Here is a 26,926-nt window from a genome sequence, read left to right on the forward strand (position 1 = left end):
GCACCCAGCGTTTTTTAGCGCTTCAGGTCAGACTTAAAATCACGCTGCTCGTAGCCGGTATACAGCTGACGAGGACGGGCGATTTTCATGCCTTCGCTGTGCATTTCGTTCCAGTGCGCAATCCAGCCCACGGTACGCGCCATGGCGAAGATCACGGTGAACATGGAAGACGGAATGCCCATCGCTTTCAGAATAATGCCAGAGTAGAAATCGACGTTCGGGTAGAGTTTCTTCTCGATGAAGTACGGATCGTTCAGCGCGATGTGTTCCAGCTCCATCGCCACTTCCAGCAGATCGTCTTTGGTGCCCAGCTCTTTCAGCACTTCATGGCAGGTCTCACGCATAACGGTTGCGCGCGGGTCGTAGTTTTTGTAAACACGGTGACCGAAGCCCATCAGGCGGAAGGAGTCATTCTTGTCTTTCGCGCGACGCACGAACTCTGGAATGTGCTCAACGGTGCTGATCTCTTCCAGCATCTTCAGCGCCGCTTCGTTCGCGCCGCCGTGCGCCGGTCCCCACAGGGAGGCGATGCCCGCAGCGATACAGGCGAACGGGTTCGCGCCTGAAGAGCCTGCGGTACGGACAGTAGAGGTAGAGGCGTTCTGCTCGTGGTCAGCGTGCAGGATCAAAATACGGTCCATCGCGCGTTCCAGCACCGGATTCACTTCATACTCTTCGCACGGCGTGGAGAACATCATGCGCAGGAAGTTGCCGGCGTAGGAGAGGTCGTTACGTGGGTACACAAACGGCTGGCCGATGGAGTATTTGTAGCACATCGCCGCCATGGTCGGCATTTTGGACAGCAGGCGGAACGCCGCGATATCACGGTGACGCGGGTTATTCACGTCAAGTGAGTCGTGGTAGAACGCCGCCAGCGCACCGGTAATCCCGCACATCACCGCCATTGGGTGAGAGTCACGACGGAACGCATGGAACAGACGGGTAATCTGCTCATGGATCATGGTGTGACGAGTTACGGTGGTTTTGAATTCATCGTACTGTGCCTGCGTCGGCTTTTCGCCGTTCAGCAGGATGTAGCACACTTCCAGGTAGTTGGATTCGGTGGCTAACTGATCGATGGGGAAGCCGCGATGGAGCAGGATACCTTCGTCACCGTCAATGTAGGTGATTTTGGATTCGCAAGATGCGGTAGAGGTAAATCCAGGGTCAAAGGTAAATACTCCTTTGGAACCCAGCGTACGGATATCAATAACATCCTGACCGAGCGTGCCTTTTAGCACATCCAGTTCAATAGCATCATCACCATTTAGGGTGAGTTTTGCCTTTGTATCAGCCATTTACGGTCTCCTTAGCGCCTTATGCATAAGACTGCTTTTACCGGATTTGCCTTCAGCTGTTAATCACCGTTACCAGATTGTTATTTGGCTTACCGCTCAGCTCACGAGGAGTAACCAGGGTACAGAGCTATGGCGCCTTGCAGGTAAACGAATGAAATATCAGTGAAACAACAGCAAATCAGCGTTTTTGCAGTCCGAATTATTCAAACCTGTATATCACTAATAACTGTCCTGATAACTTCGGTCAATACCATCACACTGTTACATAACTATTTGTCAGGTGAAAGAGAGACCTCATAACTTTTGCGCATTATATGCCTTTTCTGATGACGTTTGTAACAATATTGTTTAACATTTGTCAAATCAGATGATTAAAAATTAAAAAGATGTTGTTATCGTGACCCTGATCACTGTTCCAGAGAAAACCCAACAAACTGTATGTAGGTTAATTGTAATGATTTTGTGAACGGCCTATACTGCCGCCAGGTCTCCGGAACACCCTGCAATCCCGAGCCACCCAGCGTTGTAACGTGTCGTTTTAGCATTTGGAAGCAATGTTTTGCATGACGCGCAGTTATAGAAAAGGAACGCTGCTTGACCCGCATCGCAGTCCGGAGGAAGGAAACAATAAGAACAGCATGTGGGCGTTATTCATGATAAGAAATGTGAAAAAACAAAGACCTGTCAATCTGGATCTCAAAACGATCCGGTTCCCCGTAACAGCAATAGCGTCCATTCTGCACCGTGTTTCTGGTGTGATTACGTTTGTGGCGGTCGGTATTTTGCTGTGGTTACTGGGCACCAGCCTCTCTTCCCCTGAAGGATTCCTCCAGGCCTCGGCCATCATGAATAGCTTCTTCGTGAAATTTATCATGTGGGGCATTCTCACCGCGCTGGCCTATCACGTTGTTGGCGGCGTACGCCACATGCTGATGGACTTTGGCTATCTGGAAGAGACGTTCGAGGCCGGGAAACGTACCGCGAACATTTCATTTGTGATCACTGTCGTGCTTTCACTTCTCGCAGGAGTTCTCGTATGGTAAGCAACGCCTCCGCATTAGGACGCAACGGCGTACATGACTTCATTCTGGTCCGTGCTACCGCCATCGTTCTCACCCTTTACATCATCTATATGATCGGTTTCTTCGCGACCAGCGGCACGCTGACGTGGGAAATCTGGAGTGGTTTCTTCGGATCGGCCTTCACCAAAGTGTTCACCCTGCTGGCCCTGTTCTCCATCCTTATCCATGCCTGGATCGGCATGTGGCAGGTGTTGACCGATTACGTTAAACCGCTGGCGATTCGCCTCCCACTGCAGCTGGCCATTGTGGTTGCACTGGTGGTTTACGTTATTTATGGATTCGTTGTGGTGTGGGGTGTGTAATGAAACTGCCAGTCAGAGAATTTGATGCTGTTGTGATTGGTGCGGGTGGCGCAGGTATGCGCGCCGCACTGCAAATTTCCCAGAGCGGCCAGACCTGTGCGCTGCTCTCTAAAGTGTTCCCGACCCGTTCCCACACTGTGTCCGCGCAGGGCGGTATTACCGTTGCGCTGGGTAACTCCCATGAAGATAACTGGGAATGGCACATGTATGACACGGTAAAAGGTTCCGACTACATCGGCGACCAGGATGCCATCGAATATATGTGTAAAACCGGCCCGGAAGCGATTCTGGAGCTGGACCATATGGGTCTGCCGTTCTCCCGTCTGGAAAATGGCACTATCTATCAGCGTCCGTTTGGCGGCCAGTCGAAAAACTTCGGCGGCGAGCAGGCGGCACGCACCGCGGCGGCGGCTGACCGTACCGGTCACGCACTGCTGCACACCCTGTATCAGCAGAACCTGAAAAACCACACCACCATCTTCTCCGAGTGGTATGCGCTGGATCTGGTGAAAAACGCCGATGGCGCGATCGTCGGCTGTACCGCGCTGTGCATCGAAACCGGTGAAGTGGTTTACTTCAAAGCCCGCGCGACCGTGCTGGCGACCGGCGGTGCAGGCCGTATTTACCAATCCACCACCAACGCCCACATCAACACCGGTGACGGCGTCGGTATGGCTATTCGCGCCGGCGTACCGGTGCAGGACATGGAGATGTGGCAGTTCCACCCAACCGGTATCGCCGGTGCGGGCGTGCTGGTCACCGAAGGCTGCCGCGGTGAAGGTGGCTACCTGCTGAACAAACACGGCGAGCGCTTCATGGAGCGTTATGCCCCGAATGCGAAAGACCTGGCGGGTCGTGACGTGGTGGCGCGTTCCATCATGATCGAAATCCGTGAAGGCCGCGGCTGTGATGGCCCATGGGGTCCACACGCGAAGCTGAAGCTCGACCATCTGGGTAAAGAAGTGCTGGAATCCCGTCTGCCGGGCATCCTGGAACTGTCCCGTACCTTCGCGCACGTCGATCCGGTGAAAGAGCCGATTCCGGTTATCCCAACCTGCCACTATATGATGGGCGGTATTCCGACCAAAGTGACCGGTCAGGCGCTGACCGTGAACGAGCAGGGCGAAGACGTGGTCATTCCTGGCCTGTTCGCGGTAGGCGAAATCGCCTGCGTATCCGTACACGGCGCCAACCGTCTGGGCGGCAACTCGCTGCTGGACCTGGTGGTATTTGGTCGTGCGGTGGGTCTGCATCTGCAGGAGTCCATTGCCGAGCAGGGCGCGCTGCGTGATGCAACCGACGACGAAATCGACGCCTCTCTTGAACGCCTCAACCGCTGGAACGGTAACCGTAACGGCGAAGATCCGGTGGAAATCCGTAAAGCGCTGCAGGAGTGCATGCAGCACAACTTCTCGGTATTCCGCGAAGGCGATGCGATGGCCAAAGGCCTTGAGCAGCTGAAGGCGATCCGCGAGCGTCTGAAAAATGCCCGTCTGGACGACACCTCCAGCGAGTTCAACACCCAGCGCGTTGAGTGCCTGGAGCTGGATAACCTGATGGAAACCGCATTCGCAACCGCCATGTCGGCAAACTTCCGTACCGAAAGCCGTGGCGCCCATAGTCGCTTCGACTTCCCGGATCGTGACGATGAAAACTGGCTGTGCCATTCCCTGTATCTGCCAGAGTCGGAAACCATGACGCGTCGTAACGTCAACATGGAACCGAAACTGCGTCCGGCGTTCCCGCCGAAGATTCGTACTTACTAATGCGGAGACAGGATAATGAAACTCGAATTCTCAGTTTATCGTTATAACCCGGATGTTGATGACGCTCCGCGCATGCAGGACTATACCCTCGAAGCGGAAGAAGGTCGTGACATGATGCTGCTGGATGCCTTAATCCAGTTGAAAGAGAAAGATCCTACGCTGTCGTTCCGCCGCTCCTGCCGTGAAGGGGTATGTGGCTCTGACGGTGTGAACATGAACGGCAAAAACGGCCTGGCCTGCATCACGCCAATTTCAGCGCTGCAGCGTCCTGGTCAGAAAATTGTTATCCGTCCTCTGCCAGGCCTGCCGGTCGTGCGTGATTTGGTGGTAGACATGGGGCAATTCTATGCACAATATGAGAAGATTAAGCCTTACTTATTGAATAATGGGCAAAATCCACCCGCTCGTGAGCACTTACAGTCTCCTGAGCAGCGTGAAAAACTCGATGGTCTGTACGAGTGTATTCTCTGCGCATGCTGTTCAACGTCCTGCCCGTCGTTCTGGTGGAACCCGGACAAGTTTATCGGCCCTGCGGGTCTGCTGGCTGCCTATCGCTTCCTGATCGACAGCCGAGACACCGAAACCGACAGCCGTCTGGAAGGATTAAGTGACGCTTTCAGCGTATTCCGCTGCCATAGCATCATGAACTGCGTCAGTGTGTGTCCGAAGGGGCTGAACCCGACGCGCGCCATCGGCCATATTAAGTCGATGCTGCTGCAGCGCAGTGCGTAAGTAGTGAGAGGGGAGCGCTGTTCCCCTCACCCTAACCCTCTCCCAAAGGGAGAGGGAATAGATTGCAGAAACCTTTAAAAACTGCCCTGAAGTCTAGACAGTTTCTAAAGGTTCCTTCGCGGGCCAAATGAAAAGAGCTCGCAGGTGAACCCCGGCACGTACACGCGGTGTGCGTGGTAGTTTCTACGGCGAAAGTAAGCATAAAAATGCTTAAGGGATCACGATGCAGAACGGCGCAATGAAAGCCTGGCTGGACTCTTCTTACCTCTCTGGTGCCAACCAGAGCTGGATAGAACAGCTCTATGAAGACTTCTTAACCGATCCTGACTCAGTGGACGCAAACTGGCGTTCCATGTTCCAGCAGTTGCCTGGTACAGGGGTCAAACCGGATCAATTCCATTCCAAAACACGTGATTATTTCCGTCGTCTGGCGAAGGATGCCTCACGTTACTCTTCTGCGATTTCCGACCCTGACACCAATGCGAAGCAGGTTAAAGTCCTGCAGCTTATCAACGCTTATCGCTTCCGCGGTCACCAGCATGCGAATCTCGATCCGCTGGGACTGTGGCAGCAGGAACGTGTGGCCGATCTCGATCCGGCGTATCACGATCTGACCGAGGCCGATTTCCAGGAAAGCTTTAACGTAGGTTCCTTTGCCATCGGCAAAGACACGATGAAGCTGGGCGATCTGATTGACGCGCTCAAGCAAACCTACTGCGGCTCCATCGGCGCGGAATATATGCACATTACCTCTACCGAAGAGAAACGCTGGATCCAGCAGCGCATCGAATCCGTAGCGGGCCACGCGACCTTCTCGGCCGACGAGAAGAAACGCTTCCTCAGCGAACTGACCGCAGCGGAAGGGCTTGAGCGCTATCTGGGCGCGAAGTTCCCGGGCGCAAAACGCTTCTCGCTGGAAGGCGGCGACGCGCTGGTGCCGATGCTGAAAGAGCTGATTCGCCACGCAGGCAAGAGCGGCACCCGTGAAGTGGTGCTCGGCATGGCGCACCGTGGTCGTCTGAACGTGCTGGTCAACGTGCTGGGTAAAAAACCGCAGGACCTGTTCGACGAATTCGCGGGCAAACATAAAGAACACCTCGGCACCGGCGACGTGAAGTACCACATGGGCTTCTCGTCGGATATCGAAACCGAAGGCGGTCTGGTTCACCTGGCGCTGGCGTTTAACCCGTCACACCTGGAAATCGTCAGCCCGGTGGTTATCGGTTCCGTGCGCGCGCGTCTGGATCGTCTGGACGAGCCGAGCAGCAATAAAGTGCTGCCAATCACCATCCACGGTGACGCGGCGGTCACAGGGCAGGGCGTGGTTCAGGAAACCCTGAACATGTCGAAAGCGCGTGGTTATGAAGTGGGCGGTACCGTTCGCATCGTGATCAACAACCAGGTGGGCTTCACCACCTCTAACCCGCTGGATGCCCGTTCTACTCCATATTGCACCGACATCGGTAAGATGGTCCAGGCGCCAATCTTCCACGTTAATGCGGATGACCCGGAAGCCGTGGCTTTCGTGACCCGTCTGGCGCTGGACTTCCGTAATACCTTCAAACGCGATGTGTTCATTGACCTCTTCTGCTACCGCCGTCACGGCCACAACGAAGCGGATGAGCCAAGTGCAACCCAGCCGCTGATGTACCAGAAAATCAAAAAACACCCGACGCCGCGCAAAATCTATGCTGACAAGCTGGAAAGCGACAAGGTGGCGACGCTGGAAGATGCGACCGAAATGGTCAACCTCTACCGCGACGCGCTGGACGCGGGTGAATGCGTGGTGAAAGAGCTGCGTCCGATGAACATGCACTCCTTTACCTGGTCGCCGTACCTCAACCACGAGTGGGATGAGAGCTACCCGAACAAGGTTGAGATGAAGCGCCTGCAGGAGCTGGCTAAACGCATCAGCACCGTGCCGGACGCTATCGAGATGCAGTCTCGCGTGGCGAAAATCTACGCCGACCGTCAGTCCATGGCGGCAGGCGAGAAGCTGTTCGACTGGGGCGGGGCGGAAACGCTGGCTTACGCAACGCTGGTTGACGAAGGCATTCCTGTTCGTCTGTCCGGTGAGGACGCGGGCCGTGGGACCTTCTTCCACCGTCACGCAGTGGTTCACAACCAGTCTAACGGTTCAACCTACACTCCGCTGCAGCACGTGCATAACGGTCAAGGCCAGTTCAAGGTCTGGGACTCCGTGCTGTCTGAAGAAGCGGTCCTGGCATTCGAATACGGCTACGCCACGGCGGAACCGCGCACCCTGACCATCTGGGAAGCACAGTTCGGTGACTTCGCCAACGGTGCGCAGGTCGTTATCGACCAGTTCATCTCCTCCGGCGAGCAGAAGTGGGGCCGCATGTGTGGCCTGGTGATGCTCCTGCCGCACGGTTATGAAGGCCAGGGTCCGGAGCACTCCTCCGCGCGTCTGGAACGTTATCTGCAGCTCTGCGCCGAGCAGAACATGCAGGTCTGCGTGCCGTCCACCCCGGCTCAGGTGTACCACATGCTGCGTCGTCAGGCGCTGCGCGGTATGCGCCGTCCGCTGGTGGTGATGTCGCCGAAATCCCTGCTGCGTCACCCGCTGGCGGTCTCCAGCCTGGAAGAGCTGGCGAACGGTACCTTCCTGCCGGCCATCGGTGAAATTGACGAGCTGGATCCGCAGGCCGTTAAGCGTGTCGTAATGTGTTCTGGTAAGGTTTATTACGACCTGCTGGAACAGCGCCGTAAGAACGATCAGAAAGATGTCGCCATCGTGCGTATCGAACAGCTTTATCCGTTCCCGCATCAGGCGATGCAGGAAGTGCTGAAACAGTACGCTCACGTACATGATTTTGTCTGGTGCCAGGAAGAGCCGCTCAACCAGGGCGCATGGTACTGCAGCCAGCATCATTTCCGTGAAGTGATTCCATTTGGGTCAGCCCTGCGCTATGCAGGTCGCCCGGCCTCCGCCTCTCCGGCGGTAGGGTATATGTCCGTTCACCAGAAGCAGCAACAAGATCTGGTCAATGACGCGCTGAACGTCGATTAATTAAAGGATACATAATGAGTAGCGTAGATATTCTTGTTCCCGACCTGCCTGAATCCGTAGCAGATGCGACCGTCGCTACCTGGCACAAAAAACCAGGCGATGCCGTTAAGCGCGATGAAGTGCTGGTAGAAATCGAAACTGACAAAGTGGTACTGGAAGTACCGGCTTCGGCGGATGGCGTTCTGGACGCGGTGCTGGAAGATGAAGGCACCACCGTCACCTCTCGTCAGATCCTGGGGCGCCTGCGTGAAGGCAACAGCGCGGGCAAAGAGTCCAGCGCGAAGTCTGAAGAGAAAGCTTCTACGCCGGCTCAGCGCCAGCAGGCTTCTCTGGAAGAACAGTCTAACGACGCCCTCAGCCCGGCGATCCGTCGCCTGCTGGCTGAACACAGCCTTGACCCGGCAGCCATCAAAGGCACCGGTGTGGGCGGTCGTCTGACCCGCGAAGACATCGACAAGCACCTGGCGAAAGCGCCTGCTCAGGCGGAAGCGAAAGCCCCTGTGGCCGCGCCGGCAGCTCAGCCTGCTCTGGGTGCCCGCAGCGAAAAACGCGTACCGATGACGCGCCTGCGTAAGCGCGTGGCCGAGCGTCTGCTGGAAGCGAAAAACTCCACCGCGATGCTGACCACCTTCAACGAAGTGAACATGAAGCCAATCATGGATCTGCGTAAGCAGTACGGTGACGCGTTTGAAAAACGTCACGGTATCCGTCTGGGCTTCATGTCCTTCTACGTGAAGGCGGTGGTTGAAGCGCTGAAACGCTACCCGGAAGTGAACGCGTCTATCGATGGCGATGACGTGGTTTACCACAACTACTTCGACGTCAGCATGGCGGTTTCTACCCCACGCGGCCTGGTGACCCCGGTTCTGCGTGATGTGGATACCCTGGGTATGGCTGACATCGAGAAGAACATTAAAGAGCTGGCCGTGAAAGGCCGCGACGGCAAGCTGACCGTAGACGATCTGACCGGCGGTAACTTCACCATTACCAACGGCGGCGTATTCGGTTCGCTGATGTCTACCCCGATCATTAACCCGCCGCAGAGCGCGATCCTGGGTATGCATGCCATTAAAGATCGCCCGATGGCGGTAGACGGTAAAGTTGAGATCCTGCCGATGATGTACCTGGCGCTCTCTTACGACCACCGCCTGATCGACGGCCGCGAGTCCGTCGGCTTCCTGGTAGCCATTAAAGAGCTGCTGGAAGATCCAACGCGTCTGCTGCTGGACGTCTAGTAACGATTTAGCATCACCTGCCCCGTGGACCGGCACACGCTGCGCCGGTCTACAGGTTTGAAGATAACGATTACCCTGAAGGATGGATAGAACACATGAACTTACATGAATATCAGGCCAAACAGCTGTTTGCCCGGTATGGCTTACCGGCTCCGGTGGGTTATGCCTGTACTACCCCGCGTGAAGCAGAAGAAGCCGCATCTAAAATCGGTTCCGGCCCGTGGGTAGTTAAATGTCAGGTTCACGCTGGTGGCCGTGGTAAAGCGGGCGGTGTGAAGGTTGTTAAGAGCAAAGAAGAGATTCGTGCGTTTGCTGAACATTGGCTCGGCAAGCGTCTGGTGACCTACCAGACAGATGCGAACGGCCAGCCGGTTAACCAGATCCTGGTCGAAGCGGCGACCGACATCGCGAAAGAGCTGTACCTGGGCGCGGTGGTTGACCGTAGCTCCCGTCGCGTGGTGTTCATGGCGTCTACCGAAGGCGGCGTGGAAATTGAAAAAGTGGCGGAAGAGACCCCACACCTGATCCACAAAGTGGCTATCGATCCGCTGGCGGGCCCAATGCCTTATCAGGGTCGCGAGCTGGCGTTCAAGCTGGGTCTGGAAGGCAAACTGGTTCAGCAGTTCACCAAGATCTTCATGGGCCTGGCGACTATCTTCCTTGAGCGCGATCTGGCGCTGATCGAGATCAACCCGCTGGTGATCACCACCCAGGGCGACCTGATCTGCCTCGACGGCAAGCTGGGCGCTGACGGCAACGCGCTGTTCCGCCAGCCGGATCTGCGCGAAATGCGCGACCAGTCTCAGGAAGACCCGCGTGAAGCACAGGCTGCTCAGTGGGAGCTGAACTACGTGGCGCTGGATGGCAACATCGGCTGTATGGTTAACGGTGCGGGCCTGGCGATGGGCACCATGGACATCGTTAAGCTGCACGGCGGTGAGCCGGCAAACTTCCTCGACGTGGGCGGTGGCGCAACCAAAGAGCGCGTAACCGAAGCGTTCAAAATCATCCTCTCTGACGACAACGTTAAAGCGGTACTGGTTAACATCTTCGGCGGCATCGTCCGTTGCGACCTGATTGCTGACGGCATCATCGGTGCGGTAGAAGAAGTGGGTGTTAACGTTCCGGTGGTTGTGCGTCTGGAAGGTAACAACGCTGAACTCGGCGCGAAAAAACTGGCTGACAGCGGCCTGAATATTATTGCAGCGAAAAGTCTGACGGATGCAGCTCAGCAGGTTGTTGCCGCAGTGGAGGGGAAATAATGTCAGTTTTAATTAATAAAGATACCAAGGTTATCTGCCAGGGCTTCACCGGTAGCCAGGGGACTTTCCACTCCGAACAGGCGATTGCCTACGGCACGCAGATGGTTGGCGGCGTAACGCCAGGTAAAGGCGGCACCACGCACCTCGGCCTGCCGGTGTTCAACACCGTGCGTGAAGCGGTAGAAGCGACGGGCGCAACCGCGACCGTGATCTACGTTCCGGCACCGTTCTGCAAAGACTCCATTCTGGAAGCGATCGACGCAGGCATCAAGCTGATCATCACCATCACCGAAGGCATCCCGACCCTGGATATGCTGACCGTGAAGGTGAAGCTGGACGAAGCAGGCGTGCGCATGATCGGCCCGAACTGCCCAGGCGTGATCACTCCGGGCGAATGCAAAATCGGCATCATGCCTGGCCACATTCACAAGCCGGGCAAAGTGGGCATCGTTTCCCGTTCCGGTACCCTGACCTATGAAGCGGTTAAGCAGACCACCGACTACGGCTTCGGCCAGTCCACCTGCGTGGGCATCGGCGGTGACCCAATCCCGGGATCTAACTTCATCGACATCCTGAAGATGTTCCAGGAAGATCCGCAGACTGAAGCGATCGTGATGATCGGTGAGATCGGCGGTAGCGCGGAAGAAGAAGCGGCTGCTTATATCAAAGAACACGTAACCAAGCCTGTTGTCGGCTACATCGCGGGTGTGACTGCGCCGAAAGGCAAGCGTATGGGCCACGCGGGCGCGATCATCGCCGGTGGTAAAGGTACGGCTGATGAGAAGTTTGCTGCGCTGGAAGCCGCAGGCGTGAAGACCGTTCGCAGCCTGGCGGATATCGGCGAAGCACTGAAATCCATCATTAAGTAAGTCCTCTCTGCTCCCCGGATGGGGAGCGATGAAGTATAAAAATGTCCGTTTCGACATGGTTGGCCGCTGTAAAGCGGCCTTTTTTATTGCCTGCGTCTGGCGACGAGAGTGAACTTGTAGTCGTCGGTATTGAACACGTTGCGGCTGTATTCAAATACCCGTCCGTCCTTCAGGAACCCGCGGGAGACTTTTTCCAGGATCGGCTTTGCGGGATCGAGCGACAGCGCGGCGATCGCCTCCTCTGACGGCATGATCGGCATCAGCTCCTGCTCGCTGCGATCGATAACCAGCTTTTTGATCTGCTCAACGTAGTGGTATTTCGAATTCTCCATCACTTCCCAGGTGAGGTCGGGAAACATGGCCAGCGGCATCCATGTCTCCTCCAGGTTCACCGGCTTCTGCTTGATGAAACGCACGCGCTTAACGTGCCAGACCTTATCTTCCACGCCAACCGCTAATGTCGCCGCCAGCCGCGCATCAGCTTTCACCACTTCAAAGATTTTGACATCACTGTGCGTATCGACATGACGATCCGCCAGCTTTTCGTAAAAGCCGGTGAGCTGATAAATATCGTAATTGACGCGCTCCTCTTTTTTTACATAAGAGCCGCTGCCCTGAATACTTTCGATGATCTGCTCATCGACCAGCAGTTTCAGGGCCTGCCGCACGGTGACGCGGCTGACGCGAAACGTCTCCTGAAGACTGGACTCCGTCGGCAGCGCGTCTCCGGGTTTTAATTCCCCGGCGTTGATTTTCTCGCGGAACGCATCGGCTATCTGCCGGTACATCGGTTTGTTGCCCATTTTATCGCGCCTGCTTAATACCTTTTCAGGGAATTATGCATTCAACTGATGATTTGTAAATAATACAATTAAAATACAAATTTGGCTTTTAGTGAAAGTGATCACATAAATGTATTATCAGGTCTGCCAGAATCCTCCCCAGACAATAACTCTGTATAGGTGAGGATCTTTATGAACCTGACGACTCTGACCGATCCGCGTGCTGTTTGCGTTCAGGCGCAGTTTACCCGCCGGGATGAGGCAATCCGTCAGCTTACGGCGCGGCTGGTGGCGCTGGGCAAAATCGCTGATGCCGATGCGTTTCTGGAGGAGGTGTTTCATCGGGAATCGCTTGGGCCGACCGCGCTGGGTGAAGGACTGGCCGTTCCTCACGGTAAATCAGCCGTCGTGAAGGAGGCGGCTTTTGCCGTGGCAACTCTGCGAGAACCGCTTGCATGGGAAGGCGTGGACGGGCCGGAAGAGGTTGAGCTGGTTTTTCTGCTCGCCATTCCGCCAGCAGAAGCGGGTTCGACCCATATTCAGGTGCTGACGGAGCTGACGTCTCGCCTGGCGGATGACGATCTCAGGGCGCGCGTGATGGCTGCTACCACGGCGGAAGACGTGCTTGCTGCGCTTGAAGCTGCCCCTGACACGGAAGAGGCAGCCGTCGCGCTGAATGCCCCGACAATCGTCTGCGTGACCGCCTGTCCGGCCGGGATCGCGCATACCTATATGGCCGCAGAGTACCTGGAAAAAGCGGGACGCAAGCTTGGTGTCAACGTGGTGGTCGAAAAGCAGGGGGCGAACGGCATTGAGGGGCGCATCACCGCGCAGCAGCTTCGTGAGGCCAAAGCGTGCATTTTTGCCGCAGAAGTGGCGATCAAAGAGAGCGAGCGTTTTCAGGGGATCCCCGCCATCTCCGTGCCCGTCGCGGAGCCTCTGCGCCATGCTGAAGCGCTTATTGAGCGCGCGCTGGCGCTGCAGCCTGCATCCGATGCGCGTCCTGCGCATGTCGATACCGAAACGAAAAAGAGCGTTAAAACTGAACTCAAGCAGGCACTTCTCAGCGGTATCTCTTTTGCGGTGCCGCTGATCGTCGCTGGCGGTATGGTGCTGGCCGTGTCGGTACTGCTGGCGCAAATCCTGGGTCTGCAGCACCTGTTTGACCAGGAAAACTCGTGGCTGTGGATGTATCGCAAGCTTGGCGGCGGCATGCTCGGCATTCTGATGGTACCTGTTCTGGCGGCCTATACCGCGTATTCGCTGGCGGATAAACCTGCGCTGACGCCGGGCTTTGCGGCCGGTCTTGCTGCCAATATGATCGGCTCCGGTTTTCTGGGCGCTATCGTCGGTGGGCTGATCGCGGGCTATCTGATGCGCTGGGTGAAAAACCACATCCGGCTCAGTAGCCGCTACAACGGCTTTCTGACGTTTTATCTCTATCCGGTGATTGGCGTGCTGGGCGCGGGCAGCCTGATGCTGTTTGTGATTGGCGAACCGGTGGCCTGGCTCAATAACACGCTCACCGTCTGGCTTAACGGTCTCTCCGGCGCGAATGCGCTGCTTCTGGGGGCAATCCTCGGGTTTATGTGCTCATTCGATTTGGGTGGCCCGGTCAACAAAGCCTCTTACGCGTTTTGCCTGGGGGCGATGGCGAACGGCGTTTATGGTCCTTACGCAATCTTTGCCTCCGTCAAAATGGTCTCAGCCTTCACCGTCACGGCGTCGACGATGCTGGCGCCGAAGCTGTTTAAACCGTTTGAAATTGAAACCGGTAAATCAACGTGGCTGCTCGGCCTGGCGGGCATTACCGAAGGGGCGATCCCGATGGCGATTGAAGATCCGCTTCGCGTCATTGGCTCATTTGTGCTCGGCTCCATGGTAACAGGCGCGGCTGTCGGTGCGATGGGGATCGGTTTGTCTACCCCGGGGGCCGGGATTTTCTCTCTCTTTTTACTTCACGATGCCGGGTTGGGCGGTGTGGTTGCGGCGGCGGGCTGGTTTGGCGCGGCGCTGGCGGGGACCGCTGTCTCCACGTTTGTTCTGCTGCTCTGGCGACGTCAGGCGGTAAAAAAGGGCAAGTACCTCACAGAAGACGCCATACCGTAAAAACTCACAAAACAGGAAACGAAGATGAAAGCTGTATCTCGCGTTCATATCACGCCGCATATGCACTGGGACCGTGAGTGGTACTTCACCACTGAAGAGTCGCGCATTCTTCTGGTCAATAATATGGAAGAGATCCTGACCCGTCTGGAGCAGGACGACGAGTATAAATATTACGTCCTTGATGGCCAGACGGCGGTGCTGGAAGATTATTTTGCCGTCGTGCCCGAAAACCGCGCGCGGGTAAAGGCGCTTGTGGAGCGCGGAAAACTGATTATCGGCCCCTGGTATACCCAGACCGATACCACGATTGTCAGCGGCGAGTCGATTGTCCGCAACCTGATGTACGGCATCCGGGACTGTATGGCGTTCGGCGAGCCGATGAAGATCGGCTATCTGCCGGATTCGTTTGGTATGTCCGGCCAGCTTCCGCATATCTATAACGGATTTGGCATTACCCGGACGATGTTCTGGCGCGGCTGCTCGGAACGACACGGGACCGATAAAACCGAATTTCTCTGGCAGAGCCAGGACGGCAGTGAAGTCACGGCGCAGGTGCTGCCGCTGGGCTACGCGATTGGTAAGTACTTACCGGAGGACGAAGCCGGGCTGCGAAAACGGCTCGACAGCTATTTCGACGTTCTGGAAAAGGCCTCCGTCACCAAAGAGATTTTGCTGCCCAACGGTCACGATCAGATGCCGCTGCAGCAGAACATTTTCTCCGTGATGGATAAGCTGCGTGAAATTTATCCGCAGCGTCAATTTGTAATGAGCCGCTTTGAAGAGGTGTTTGACCACATTGAGGCACGCCGCAATGAACTGGCGATCCTGAAAGGGGAGTTTATCGACGGGAAATACATGCGCGTGCACCGGACAATCGGCTCCACGCGCATGGATATCAAAATTGCCCATGCGCGTATTGAGAACAAACTTGTCAACATCCTCGAACCGCTGGCGACGCTTGCATGGACGCTGGGCTTCGATTATCACCACGGCCTGCTGGAGAAGATGTGGAAAGAGATCCTTAAAAACCACGCTCACGACAGCATCGGCTGCTGCTGCAGCGACAAGGTGCATCGTGAGATTGTCTCTCGTTTTGAACTGGCTGAAGACATGGCAGATAACCTGGTGCGTTTCTATATGCGCAAGATTGTCGACAACATGCCGCAAAGCGACGCCGACAAACTGGTGATGTTCAACCTGATGCCCTGGCCGCGTGAAGAGGTGATGAACACCACGATTCGACTGCGCGCCAGCCAGTTCCGTCTGTTGGATGATAAAGGCAACGAGATCCCGTATTTCATTCGCAGCGCGCGCGAGCTGGACCCTGGTCTCATTGACAGGCAGATTGTCCATTACGGTAATTATGAGCCGTTTATGGAGTTTGATATTCAGCTCAGCCAGATACTGCCGTCGATGGGCTACCGTACGCTGTTTATCGAGCCAAACGTGGCCGGGAAGGTGATCTCTCCGGTGATAAACACCGAATCCTTGCTCGAAAACGCCTTCTGGCAGATTGATTTAAATAACGACGGTACGCTGCGCCTGCGCGACAAAGAAACCGGGCTGATTTATGACCGGGTGCTGGAAATCGAAGAGAGTTCGGATGATGGCGATGAGTACGACTACTCGCCTTCGCGGGAAGAGTGGAGACTCACTTCAGCGCAGGGCGAGCATCAGGTCGAGGTTATACACGAAGGCTGGCAGAGCAGGGCGGTGATTCGCCATCAGATCGCGGTACCGGCTAATCTGGCCGAACGCGCGGCGGGTCAGCGAAACGGGTCTCTCGGCGCTGAGGTTGAAATCACGCTTAGCCACCACAGCAGGCGTATTGATGTGGCGGTGCGTCTGGATAATCAGGCTGACGACCACCGCGTCCGCGTGCTGATCCCTACGCCGTTTATGACAGAGGACGTGTTAGCGGATACCCAGTTTGGCACCCTCACTCGTCCGGTGCAGGACGCGGCGATGGAAAACTGGCAGGAGGAGGGGTGGAAAGAAGCGCCCGTTCCCGTCTGGAATTTACTCAACTATGCCGTCCTGCAGGAAAAACGAAACGGGCTTGCGCTGTTCACCGAAGGACTACGCGAGTTTGAAGTAGTAGGTGAGGATAAAAAAGCCTTTGCCCTGACCCTGCTGCGCGGCGTGGGGTTACTCGGCAAAGAAGATTTGCTGTTGCGCCCCGGTAGGCCTTCAGGAATCAAAATGCCTGTTCCTGACTCCCAGGTGCGCGGTTCGTTAAGCTGTCGCTTTAGCCTCTTCAGCTTCAGTGGAACGCCGGAAAACGCGGGCGTCGCGCAGCAGGCTAAATCGTGGTTAACGCCGGTGCAGTGCTATAACAAAATTCCCTGGGACGCGATGAAGCTCAATCGCTCGTCGTTTACCACGCCGGAAAGTTACAGCCTGCTGGCGCTTTCGCCCACGGGATGCGTGCTCAGTACGCTCAAAAAGGCTGAAGATCGAGACGAGCTAATTCTTCGTCTGTTCAACCCTTCCGAGTCCAGCGCATGTGACGCGACGTTATCCGTGGCTCCGACCGTGAAACGGTGCTGCGAAACGGACATGAATGAACGGATAATAGACAATCGTGAAGAAGAGGGCATCGTCGGGGCGTTCAGACCGGGACAGTCACGAACCTTCAGCATTCTTCTTGCCTGAAAACCGCTGACACGATCAAAAGGCCGCAGAGTTTGCGGCCTTTTTTCATTAAATAGTCACGCTTCGGTGTTAACTTCCGGGATAATAAAAGTAAATCAAATGTAATTTCTAAGGGTTGCAAAAACAGAATGGAAAAATAAACTGGCCCAGCTACGCTTATTGTTTGTCCCGCTTCGACAGGGCATTTTTCTCTCGCGTTAATTAAAATCACTTCTGTTTATATTTTTTTTGGTCTTCGATAACCAATCGCATCTTTGCATGCACATATCATTAACATGGTTTTTACCATTCTCACCGCAGCTAAACATGATTAACATCAAGACTGGTTTTTGATTTAAATCAAAGTTTAATGCTTGGAAAAAGATGCCGAAAAGCGCTAAATTGTCCCCGATCAAAATGGCCGAAAAGTGGTAATTTTGCTATAAATTGATCGCCGTCGAAAAACGTAAATGTGATTCAATAAAAACCTGTTTATTGTAAGGGTTTTGCAGCGTATTATATTTGCGGGATCAATTTGAGTTTTTTATTAACCTATTTGTAACCTGTCGTCATCGTTTTTATCCTTCTCCAGGGTAATAACGACGACCAGGATGCGAATAATTTGTATTGGGGCATGCGTGTGAATCTCTTTCTGACGGGGTTCACTCTCGGAGTCTTCATGCGATGAGCAAGGAGTCATAATGTTAGACGTAGTCGAACTGTCGCGCTTACAGTTTGCCTTGACCGCGATGTACCACTTCCTGTTTGTGCCGCTGACGCTCGGTATGGCGTTCCTGCTGGCAATTATGGAAACGGTTTACGTCCTCTCCGGCAAACAGATTTATAAAGATATGACCAAGTTCTGGGGCAAGTTGTTCGGTATCAACTTCGCGCTGGGCGTGGCAACCGGTTTGACCATGGAGTTCCAGTTTGGGACTAACTGGTCTTACTATTCCCACTATGTAGGGGATATCTTCGGTGCGCCGCTGGCCATTGAAGGTCTGATGGCCTTCTTCCTCGAATCCACCTTTGTAGGTCTGTTCTTCTTCGGTTGGGACCGTCTGGGTAAAGTCCAGCACATGGCCGTAACCTGGCTGGTGGCATTAGGTTCGAACCTGTCCGCGCTGTGGATCCTGGTGGCGAACGGCTGGATGCAGAACCCGATCGCGTCTGACTTCAACTTCGAAACCATGCGTATGGAGATGGTCAGCTTTGCCGAGCTGGTCCTGAACCCGGTTGCTCAGGTTAAATTTGTTCACACCGTGGCATCTGGCTACGTGTGCGGCGCGATGTTCGTGTTGGGTATCAGCTCCTACTATATGCTGCGCGGTCGTGACTTCGCGTTTGCCAAGCGCTCCTTTGCTATCGCTGCAAGCTTCGGTATGGCTGCAATCCTCTCCGTTATCGTTCTGGGTGATGAATCCGGTTACGAAATGGGTGATGTGCAGAAAACCAAACTGGCCGCTATCGAAGCCGAATGGGAAACCCAACCGGCGCCTGCTGCCTTTACGCTGTTCGGTATTCCCGATCAGGACGCGCAGGAAAACCGCTTCGCCATCCAAATTCCTTACGCGCTGGGTATCATCGCAACCCGTTCTGTTGATAAGCAGGTAACGGGTCTGAAGGAGCTGATGGTTCAGCACGAAGAGCGTATCCGTAACGGTATGAAGGCTTACTCGCTGCTGGAACAGCTGCGTGCCGGCTCTACCGATCAGGCCGTTCGCGATCAATTTAACGACGTGAAGAAAGACCTGGGCTACGGTTTGTTGCTGAAACGTTATACCCCGAACGTTTCTGATGCGACGGAAGCACAGATTCAGATGGCGACCAAAGACTCGATTCCACGCGTTGCGCCACTGTACTTCGCATTCCGTATCATGGTGGGCTGCGGCATCATCATGCTACTGATCATTGCGGCGTCCTTCTGGTCCGTGATTCGTAACCGCATCGGCGAGAAAAAATGGCTGCTGCGCACCGCGCTGTACGGTATTCCACTGCCGTGGATCGCGATTGAATCCGGCTGGTTTGTAGCGGAGTATGGCCGTCAGCCATGGGCGATTGGTGAGGTACTGCCAACGGCGGTCGCGAACTCTTCCCTGACGGCAGGCGACCTGATCTTCTCCATGCTGCTGATCTGTGGTCTGTACACCCTGTTCCTGGTGGCTGAACTGTTCCTGATGTTCAAGTTCGCGCGCCTTGGCCCAAGCAGCCTGAAAACCGGTCGCTATCACTACGAGCAGTCCACTGCGACTACTCAGCCGGCACGCTAAGACAGGAGTCATCAAATGATCGATTATGAAGTATTGCGTTTTATCTGGTGGCTGCTGGTTGGCGTTCTGCTGATCGGTTTCGCCGTCACGGATGGTTTCGACATGGGGGTGGGGATGCTCACCCGTTTCCTCGGTCGTAATGACACCGAGCGTCGAATCATGATTAACTCCATCGCCCCTCACTGGGACGGTAACCAGGTGTGGCTGATCACCGCAGGCGGCGCGCTGTTCGCTGCCTGGCCGATGGTCTACGCGGCTGCGTTCTCCGGCTTCTATGTGGCGATGATTCTGGTGCTGGCCTCTTTATTCTTCCGTCCGGTCGGTTTCGACTACCGTTCCAAGATTGAAGATACCCGCTGGCGCAACATGTGGGACTGGGGCATCTTCATTGGTAGCTTCGTTCCACCGCTGGTGATTGGCGTGGCATTCGGTAACCTGCTGCAGGGCGTACCGTTCCACCTCGATGAATACATGCGTCTTTACTACACCGGTAACTTCTTCCAGCTGCTGAATCCGTTTGGCCTGCTGGCCGGTGTGGTGAGCGTGGCGATGATCATCACTCAGGGCGCAACTTACCTGCAGATGCGTACTGTGGGTGAACTGCACCTGCGTTCCCGTGCTACTGCTCAGGTGGCGGCACTGGTGACCCTGGTTTGCTTCGCTCTGGCAGGCGTGTGGGTGGTGTACGGTATTGATGGCTACGTGGTGACGTCTGCGATTAACCACTCGGCACCGTCTAACCCGCTGACCAAAGAAGTGGCGCGTCAGGCTGGTGCATGGCTGGTGAACTTCAACAATACCCCTGCGCTGTGGGCGATCCCGGCTCTGGGCGTGCTGCTGCCGCTGCTGACCGTGCTGACGTCTCGTCTGGAGAAAGGTGCTCTGGCGTTCGTGTTCTCTTCACTGACGCTGGCGTGCATCATCCTGACGGCGGGTATTGCCATGTTCCCATTCGTCATGCCATCCAGCACCATGCTGAATGCTAGCCTGACCATGTGGGATGCAACCTCCAGCCATATGACGCTGAACTTAATGACTTACGTTGCTTGCGTGTTCGTTCCGATTGTTCTGGCATACACCATCTGGTGTTACTGGAAAATGTTCGGTCGTATCACCAAAGAACATATCGAAAGCAACACCCACTCTATGTACTAAGTAAGGAGCTGAATATGTGGTATTTCGCATGGATTTTAGGGACGCTTCTTGCCTGTGCTTTTGGTGTCATCACTGCCCTGGCGCTTGAGCACGTCGAAGCGACCAAAGCGGGTGAAGAAAAACACTGATGAATATTATCGCGAAGCTTTACGCGGTAATGGATAAGCGCCCGTTACGGGCGCTTTCTTTAGTGATGGCATTACTGCTGGCAGGCTGTATCTTCTGGGACCCGTCGCGCTTTGCGGCAAAGACCAGCGAGCTTGAGATCTGGCACGGCTTCCTCATCATGTGGGCAGTGTGTGCCGGGGTGATCCACGGCGTGGGCTTTCGTCCGAAAGCCGTTCACTGGCAGGGAATTTTTTGCCCGCTGATTGCCGATCTGGTGCTTCTCGCCGGTTTGATTTTCTTCTTCTTCTGAATAAGAAATGTCCGTTAACGTTATGGGCTTACCCGAGCCCATAAAAATTTACTCTCCGTTTACTTTCCCCCATTCCAAACCATCTTTCCCGCGCGTATAGTAGCGAAGTTTAAAAGCTCTAACTTTTGTTGCATTACTGGGATGTAAAGTGAATACAACGCTGTTTCGATGGCCGGTTCGTGTCTATTACGAAGATACCGATGCCGGTGGTGTGGTTTACCACGCCAGCTACGTTGCTTTTTATGAACGGGCACGCACAGAGATGCTGCGCCATCATCACTTTAGTCAACAGGTGCTGTTGGCTGAGCGAGTTGCCTTCGTGGTACGCAAGATGACGCTTGAGTATTTTGCGCCTGCCAGACTCGACGATATGCTCGAAGTCCAAACTGAAATTACATCAATGCGCGGGACCTCACTGGTTTTCACGCAGCGGATAGTCAACGCAGAGAACACCGTACTGAACTCAGCTGAAGTACTGATTGTTTGTGTTGATCCAACCATAATGAAGCCTCGTGCGCTTCCTAAGTCTATTGTCGCGGAGTTTAAGCAGTGACTGACATGAATATCCTTGATTTGTTCCTGAAGGCAAGCCTTCTGGTTAAACTTATCATGTTGATTTTGATTGGTTTTTCAATCGCATCCTGGGCCATCATTATCCAGAGAACGCGTATCCTCAATGCTGCTGGCCGTGAAGCGGAAGCATTTGAAGATAAGTTCTGGTCGGGTATTGAACTTTCTCGCCTGTATCAGGAGAGTCAGGGACGCCGTGAAAACCTGACCGGCTCCGAACAAATTTTCTATAGCGGATTCAAAGAGTTCGCTCGTCTGCATCGGGCAAACAATCATGCGCCGGAAGCCGTCGTGGAAGGGGCATCGCGTGCGATGCGTATCTCCATGAACCGCGAGCTGGAAAATCTTGAAACGCACATTCCTTTCCTCGGTACCGTGGGTTCTATCAGCCCGTATATCGGTCTGTTTGGTACCGTGTGGGGGATCATGCACGCCTTTATCGCGCTGGGCGCGGTGAAGCAGGCGACGTTGCAGATGGTTGCACCGGGTATCGCTGAAGCACTGATTGCGACCGCTATCGGTCTGTTTGCGGCAATTCCGGCGGTTATGGCTTACAACCGTCTGAACCAGCGCGTGAACAAACTGGAACTGAACTACGACAACTTTATGGAAGAGTTCACTGCGATTCTGCACCGTCAGGCGTTTACCAGCACCGAGAGCAACAAGGGGTAAACCATGGCCAGATCGCGTGGACGAGGTCGTCGCGAGCTCAAGTCCGAAATCAATATCGTGCCACTGCTGGACGTTCTGCTGGTACTGCTGCTGATCTTCATGGCAACAGCGCCGATCATTACCCAGAGTGTGGAAGTCGATCTGCCGGATGCGACAGAATCACAGGCGGTGAGCACCAATGACGATCCTCCGGTCATCATTGAAGTTTCCGGCGTAGGGCAGTACAGCGTAGTGGTAGAGAAAGATCGTATGGATCAGCTGCCACCTGAGCAGGTTATTGCCGAAGCGCAGCGTCGCCTGGAGTCAAATCCGAAAACGGTCTTCTTAATCGGTGGCGCGAAAGACGTACCCTACGATGAAATTATTAAAGCGCTGAACTTGCTACATAGTGCGGGTGTTAAGTCAGTTGGCTTAATGACTCAACCTATTTGATCATCCGCGTAGTTTTTGGGAACCGATAGTGTCAAAGGCAACCGAACAGAACGACAAGCTTAAGCGAGCGATAATCGTCTCCGCAGTGGTGCACGTTATTCTTTTTGCAGCGCTGATCTGGAGTTCGTTCGACGAGCATATTGATGCATCAGCAGGCGGCGGTGGAGGGTCTTCCATTGACGCCGTAATGGTGGATCCCGGTGCGGTAGTGCAAAACTATAATCGCGAACAACAGCAGAAGGCGAGTGCCAAACGGGCTGAAGAGCAGCGTGAAAAACAGGCGCAACAGCAGGCGGAAGAACTGCGTGAAAAGCAGGCCGCCGAGCAGGAGCGTTTGAAGCAGCTTGAGAAAGAACGTTTGCAGGCGCAGGAAGCCGCGAAAGCGCAGGCGGAACAGCAGAAGCAAGCCGAAGAGGCCGCGAAGAAAGCGCAGGAACAGCAAAAGCAGGCGGAAGAGGCGGCAGCAAAAGCCGCAGCGGATGCCAAAGCGCAGGCTGATGCCCAGGCAAAATTAGCAGCAGAAGCGGCGAAGAAAGCGGCTGCCGATGCCCAGAAGAAAGCTGAGGCCGAAGCCGCGAAGAAAGCCGCTGCGGATGCCCAGAAGAAAGCCGAAGCGGAAGCCGCGAAGAAAGCCGCTGCTGACGCACAGAAGAAAGCTGAAGCCGAAGCCGCGAAGAAAGCCGCTCAGGACGCAGAGAAGAAAGCGGCTGCCGAGGCTGCGAAGAAAGCCGCTGCGGCTGAGAAGGCTGCTGCCGAAAAAGCTGCCGCCGCTGAAAAAGCCGCTGCTGATAAAAAAGCTGCAGCTGAGAAGGCCGCTGCCGATAAGAAAGCAGCTGCTGAAAAAGCGGCTGCTAAAAAGGCTGCTGCCGCTGAGAAAGCCGCGGCCGCCGCAGGGGTTGACGATCTGCTGGGGGATTTAAGCTCCGGTAAGAATGCACCGAAAACGGGCGGTGGCGCGAAAGGAAACAACGCAGCACCGACCGGAAGTGGTAACACTAAGAGTAACGGTGCGACAGGGGCTGAAATCAACGGCTATGCCGCGCAGATTAAATCGGCGATTGAAAGCCGGTTCTACGATGCGTCTTCCTATGCCGGTAAAACGTGTACGCTGCGTATAAAACTGGCTCCGGACGGCATGCTGCTTGATATTAAGTCTGAAGGTGGCGACCCGGCTTTATGTACTGCGGCTCTGGCTGCAGCGCGTCAGGCGAAGATGCCTAAACCGCCTTCTCAGGCAGTCTACGAAGTCTTCAAAAATGCGCCGCTGGACTTCAAACCTTAAGTTACATTTTCCCCGTGCAAACGGGGAAAAATAGACCAGGTTTAGTCACAGGGTTCGGGTAGTTTTGTCTATTTGAGTTTGTTAACATTCTGCTAAATTATCGTGGGTAAGGTTACCCGGATAAGGGAGATATGATGAAGCAGGCATTACGTGTAGCATTTAGTTTTTTAATGCTGTGGGCAGCAGTCCTGCACGCAGAAGTACGTATCGAGATCACCCAGGGGGTGGACTCGGCACGCCCAATCGGTGTTGTTCCGTTCCAGTGGGCCGGTCCTGGCGCTGCACCTGAAGATGCCGGTGGCATCGTGGCGGCTGACCTGCGTAACAGCGGTAAATTCAACCCGTTAGATCGTTCTCGTCTGCCGCAGCAGCCGGGCAGTGCGCAGGAAGTCCAGCCTGCTGCATGGTCTGCGCTGGGTATCGATGCCGTGGTGGTGGGGCAGGTTACGCCTAACCCGGACGGTTCTTACAACGTGGCCTGGCAGCTGGTGGATACCGGCGGTGCACCGGGTACCGTTCTGGCACAGAACTCTTACAAGGTCACTAAACAGTACCTGCGCTACGCGGCACACGCGGCCAGCGACGCGGTATTCGAAAAGCTGACCGGTATTAAAGGTGCGTTCCGTACTCGTATCGCATATGTGGTACAGACCAACGGCGGTCAGTTCCCGTACGAGCTGCGCGTATCTGACTACGACGGTTACAACCAGTTCCTGGTGAAACGCTCTTCACAGCCGCTAATGTCTCCAGCCTGGTCTCCGGACGGGTCCAAACTGGCCTACGTGACCTTCGAAAGTGGTCGTTCTGCGCTGGTTATCCAGACGCTGGCTAACGGTGCGGTGCGTCAGGTAGCGTCGTTCCCACGTCACAACGGTGCGCCTTCCTTCTCTCCTGATGGGTCTAAACTGGCGTTTGCGCTGTCTAAAACCGGTAGCCTGAACCTGTACGTGATGGACATTGGCTCCGGCCAGATCCGTCAGGTGACCGACGGTCGCAGCAACAATACTGAACCATCATGGTTCCCGGACAGCCAAAACCTGGCGTTTACCTCTGACCAGGCAGGCCGTCCACAAATCTATAAAGTGAACATTAACGGCGGTGCTCCGCAGCGTATCACCTGGGAAGGCTCTCAGAACCAGAACGCAGACGTGAGCAGCGACGGTAAATTCATGGTAATGGTCAGCTCCAACGGTGGGCAGCAGCACATTGCCAAACAAGATCTGGTAGCGGGTGGCGTTCAAGTTCTGTCGTCAACGTTCCTGGATGAAACGCCAAGTCTGGCACCTAACGGCACTATGGTAATCTACAGCTCTTCTCAGGGGATGGGATCTGTGCTGAATCTGGTTTCTACAGATGGGCGTTTCAAAGCGCGTATTCCGGCCACTGATGGACAGGTAAAATCACCTGCCTGGTCGCCGTATCTGTAAATAATAATTAATTGATTACTAAAGGAATCATAGAAATGCAACTGAACAAAGTGCTGAAGGGGCTGATCATCGCTCTGCCTGTAATGGCAATCGCAGCGTGTTCTTCTAACAAGAACGCCAGCAATGACCAGAGCGGCGAAGGCATGATGGGTGCCGGTACCGGTATGGACGCGAACGGCAATGGCAACATGTCTTCTGAAGAGCAAGCGCGTCTTCAGATGCAGCAGCTGCAGCAGAACAACATCGTTTACTTCGATCTGGATAAATACGACATCCGTTCTGACTTCGCTGCGATGCTGGATGCTCACGCTAACTTCCTGCGTAGCAACCCATCTTACAAAGTCACCGTAGAAGGTCACGCGGACGAACGTGGTACTCCAGAGTACAACATCTCCCTGGGTGAACGTCGTGCTAACGCCGTTAAGATGTACCTGCAGGGTAAAGGCGTTTCTGCTGACCAGATCTCCATCGTTTCTTACGGTAAAGAAAAACCTGCAGTACTGGGTCACGACGAAGCGGCTTACTCCAAAAACCGTCGTGCCGTACTGGTTTACTAAGAGAATTGCATGAGCAGTAACTTCAGACATCATCTGTTGAGTCTGTCGTTACTGGTTGGAATAGCGGCCCCCTGGGCCGCTTTTGCTCAGGCACCAATCAGTAGTGTCGGCTCAGGCTCGGTAGAAGACCGGGTCACTCAGCTCGAGCGTATTTCTAACGCTCACAGTCAGCTTTTAACCCAACTCCAGCAGCAACTTTCCGATAACCAAAACGATATTGACTCTCTCCGCGGTCAGATTCAGGAAAGTCAGTATCAGCTTAACCAGGTTGTGGAACGTCAGAAGCAAATTTTATTGCAGATAGATAGCCTCAGCAGTGGCGGTGCAGCAGCACAACCCGCAGCGGGCGATCAAAGCGGCGCGGCAACCTCAGCGCCTGCGCCGTCTGCTGATGCTTCAGCCTCAACAGGAGCGCCTGTACAGAGCGGTGACGCGAATACGGATTACAATGCGGCCATTGCCCTGGTGCAGGATAAATCTCGTCAGGATGACGCGCTCGCTGCGTTTCAGAACTTTATCAAGAAATACCCTGACTCAACCTATCAGCCAAATGCGAATTACTGGCTCGGTCAGTTGAATTACAACAAGGGTAAAAAGGACGATGCGGCGTTTTATTTTGCCTCCGTGGTAAAAAATTACCCGAAATCGCCGAAAGCGCCAGATGCGATGTTTAAGGTTGGCGTGATCATGCAGGACAAAGGCGACACGGCGAAAGCCAAAGCGGTTTATCAGCAGGTGGTCGCAAAATTCCCGGGCACCGAAGGTGCTAAGCAGGCGCAAAAACGCCTGAATTCGATGGGATGATTATCGCATGACCAGAAATCGCGTTATTTCTGGTCGTGCAGCATGATTACTAAGCAGTTAAGTGATCTTCATCGAAATTTTTGTTGCGCTGAATTCTTAAATCAGTAATATATGCCGCCGTTGCCACGGGATATCAAACAACGTGAAAGCGGCATAAAAGTGGGTCGTTAGCTCAGTTGGTAGAGCAGTTGACTTTTAATCAATTGGTCGCAGGTTCGAATCCTGCACGACCCACCA

The 26,926-nt window shown here is 54.7% G+C and carries 23 protein-coding genes and 1 tRNA gene; 22 read left to right on the forward strand and 2 right to left on the reverse strand.

The features are described 5' to 3' along the window. Positions 1-14: 14 nt before the first annotated feature. Positions 15-1,298: a citrate synthase gene (locus IM271_RS14860; protein ID WP_028012378.1), complete on the reverse strand. Its 1,284-nt coding sequence runs from the start codon at positions 1,296-1,298 to the stop codon at positions 15-17. A gap of 638 nt (positions 1,299-1,936) precedes the next feature. Here IM271_RS14860 and sdhC point away from each other — a divergent pair. The 8 genes from sdhC (at position 1,937) to sucD (ending at position 11,577) form a co-directional block, all read left to right on the forward strand. Then, positions 1,937-2,341 carry a succinate dehydrogenase cytochrome b556 subunit gene (gene sdhC / locus IM271_RS14865; protein WP_026080740.1) on the forward strand — a complete coding sequence of 135 codons (405 nt, stop codon included), beginning with the start codon at positions 1,937-1,939 and terminating at the stop codon, positions 2,339-2,341. Continuing rightward, positions 2,335-2,682, forward strand: a complete 348-nt coding sequence (sdhD, locus tag IM271_RS14870; RefSeq protein WP_008501088.1) for a succinate dehydrogenase membrane anchor subunit — start codon at positions 2,335-2,337, stop codon at positions 2,680-2,682. The genes sdhC and sdhD overlap by 7 nt, the downstream gene beginning before the upstream one ends. Next, the gene (gene sdhA, locus IM271_RS14875) at positions 2,682-4,448 is read left to right on the forward strand and encodes a succinate dehydrogenase flavoprotein subunit (RefSeq protein WP_041910764.1); all 1,767 of its coding nucleotides are present in this window, start codon (positions 2,682-2,684) and stop codon (positions 4,446-4,448) included. The genes sdhD and sdhA overlap by 1 nt, the downstream gene beginning before the upstream one ends. A 15-nt stretch (positions 4,449-4,463) precedes the next feature. After that, positions 4,464-5,180, forward strand: a complete 717-nt coding sequence (sdhB, locus tag IM271_RS14880) for a succinate dehydrogenase iron-sulfur subunit SdhB (RefSeq protein WP_008501090.1) — start codon at positions 4,464-4,466, stop codon at positions 5,178-5,180. Positions 5,181-5,403: 223 nt separating this feature from the next. Continuing rightward, positions 5,404-8,211, forward strand: a complete 2,808-nt coding sequence (gene sucA / locus IM271_RS14885) for a 2-oxoglutarate dehydrogenase E1 component (RefSeq protein WP_045261080.1) — start codon at positions 5,404-5,406, stop codon at positions 8,209-8,211. 14 nt (positions 8,212-8,225) lie between these two features. After that, the gene (gene odhB, locus IM271_RS14890) at positions 8,226-9,446 is read left to right on the forward strand and encodes a 2-oxoglutarate dehydrogenase complex dihydrolipoyllysine-residue succinyltransferase (RefSeq protein WP_041910762.1); all 1,221 of its coding nucleotides are present in this window, start codon (positions 8,226-8,228) and stop codon (positions 9,444-9,446) included. 95 nt (positions 9,447-9,541) lie between these two features. Then, positions 9,542-10,708, forward strand: a complete 1,167-nt coding sequence (sucC, locus tag IM271_RS14895) for an ADP-forming succinate--CoA ligase subunit beta (RefSeq protein WP_006809579.1) — start codon at positions 9,542-9,544, stop codon at positions 10,706-10,708. Beyond that, the gene (gene sucD, locus IM271_RS14900; protein ID WP_014169173.1) at positions 10,708-11,577 is read left to right on the forward strand and encodes a succinate--CoA ligase subunit alpha; all 870 of its coding nucleotides are present in this window, start codon (positions 10,708-10,710) and stop codon (positions 11,575-11,577) included. The genes sucC and sucD overlap by 1 nt, the downstream gene beginning before the upstream one ends. 83 nt (positions 11,578-11,660) lie before the next feature. On the opposite strand, the gene IM271_RS14905 is transcribed toward sucD, so the two are convergent. Then, positions 11,661-12,380, reverse strand: coding sequence for a GntR family transcriptional regulator (locus IM271_RS14905; RefSeq protein WP_193052799.1), 720 nt, complete (start codon positions 12,378-12,380; stop codon positions 11,661-11,663). A 171-nt stretch (positions 12,381-12,551) separates the two neighbouring features. Here IM271_RS14905 and mngA point away from each other — a divergent pair, with 171 nt between their 5' ends. From mngA to IM271_RS14975, 14 genes are all read left to right on the forward strand, one after another. Next, positions 12,552-14,468 carry a PTS 2-O-a-mannosyl-D-glycerate transporter subunit IIABC gene (mngA, locus tag IM271_RS14910; RefSeq protein ID WP_193052800.1) on the forward strand — a complete coding sequence of 639 codons (1,917 nt, stop codon included), beginning with the start codon at positions 12,552-12,554 and terminating at the stop codon, positions 14,466-14,468. Between the two features lie 24 nt (positions 14,469-14,492). Then, entirely contained in the window at positions 14,493-17,123 is a 2,631-nt protein-coding gene (gene mngB / locus IM271_RS14915) for a mannosylglycerate hydrolase (RefSeq protein ID WP_193052801.1), read from the forward strand. 680 nt (positions 17,124-17,803) lie between these two features. Beyond that, complete coding sequence (gene cydA / locus IM271_RS14920; protein ID WP_045261075.1) at positions 17,804-19,372, forward strand: cytochrome ubiquinol oxidase subunit I; 1,569 nt, start codon at positions 17,804-17,806, stop codon at positions 19,370-19,372. A gap of 15 nt (positions 19,373-19,387) precedes the next feature. After that, positions 19,388-20,527 (forward strand): cytochrome d ubiquinol oxidase subunit II, encoded by a 1,140-nt coding sequence (gene cydB, locus IM271_RS14925; RefSeq protein WP_028012386.1) that lies wholly within the window; start codon positions 19,388-19,390, stop codon positions 20,525-20,527. A 14-nt stretch (positions 20,528-20,541) separates the two neighbouring features. Next, the gene (cydX, locus tag IM271_RS14930) at positions 20,542-20,655 is read left to right on the forward strand and encodes a cytochrome bd-I oxidase subunit CydX (RefSeq protein WP_003858598.1); all 114 of its coding nucleotides are present in this window, start codon (positions 20,542-20,544) and stop codon (positions 20,653-20,655) included. Continuing rightward, a complete protein-coding gene (gene ybgE, locus IM271_RS14935) occupies positions 20,655-20,945 on the forward strand; it encodes a cyd operon protein YbgE (protein ID WP_008501100.1) in 291 nt (96 codons plus the stop codon). The genes cydX and ybgE overlap by 1 nt, the downstream gene beginning before the upstream one ends. 148 nt (positions 20,946-21,093) lie before the next feature. Then, positions 21,094-21,498, forward strand: a complete 405-nt coding sequence (gene ybgC / locus IM271_RS14940) for a tol-pal system-associated acyl-CoA thioesterase (RefSeq protein ID WP_003858593.1) — start codon at positions 21,094-21,096, stop codon at positions 21,496-21,498. Next, positions 21,495-22,187 (forward strand): Tol-Pal system protein TolQ, encoded by a 693-nt coding sequence (gene tolQ / locus IM271_RS14945; RefSeq protein ID WP_008501101.1) that lies wholly within the window; start codon positions 21,495-21,497, stop codon positions 22,185-22,187. The genes ybgC and tolQ overlap by 4 nt, the downstream gene beginning before the upstream one ends. Positions 22,188-22,190: 3 nt before the next feature. Then, entirely contained in the window at positions 22,191-22,619 is a 429-nt protein-coding gene (gene tolR / locus IM271_RS14950; RefSeq protein ID WP_003858589.1) for a colicin uptake protein TolR, read from the forward strand. Between the two features lie 28 nt (positions 22,620-22,647). Next, positions 22,648-23,901, forward strand: a complete 1,254-nt coding sequence (gene tolA / locus IM271_RS14955) for a cell envelope integrity protein TolA (protein ID WP_193052802.1) — start codon at positions 22,648-22,650, stop codon at positions 23,899-23,901. Positions 23,902-24,035: 134 nt separating this feature from the next. Next, entirely contained in the window at positions 24,036-25,328 is a 1,293-nt protein-coding gene (gene tolB, locus IM271_RS14960) for a Tol-Pal system beta propeller repeat protein TolB (RefSeq protein WP_013097529.1), read from the forward strand. Positions 25,329-25,363: 35 nt separating this feature from the next. After that, positions 25,364-25,885 (forward strand): peptidoglycan-associated lipoprotein Pal, encoded by a 522-nt coding sequence (gene pal, locus IM271_RS14965; protein ID WP_193052803.1) that lies wholly within the window; start codon positions 25,364-25,366, stop codon positions 25,883-25,885. 9 nt (positions 25,886-25,894) lie between these two features. Continuing rightward, entirely contained in the window at positions 25,895-26,689 is a 795-nt protein-coding gene (gene cpoB, locus IM271_RS14970; protein WP_028012389.1) for a cell division protein CpoB, read from the forward strand. Positions 26,690-26,850: 161 nt separating this feature from the next. Beyond that, positions 26,851-26,926, forward strand: a tRNA-Lys gene (locus IM271_RS14975).

The sequence above is a fragment of the Enterobacter cloacae complex sp. I3 genome, assembly GCF_014896175.1.
Classification (GTDB): Bacteria; Pseudomonadota; Gammaproteobacteria; order Enterobacterales; family Enterobacteriaceae; genus Enterobacter; species Enterobacter bugandensis.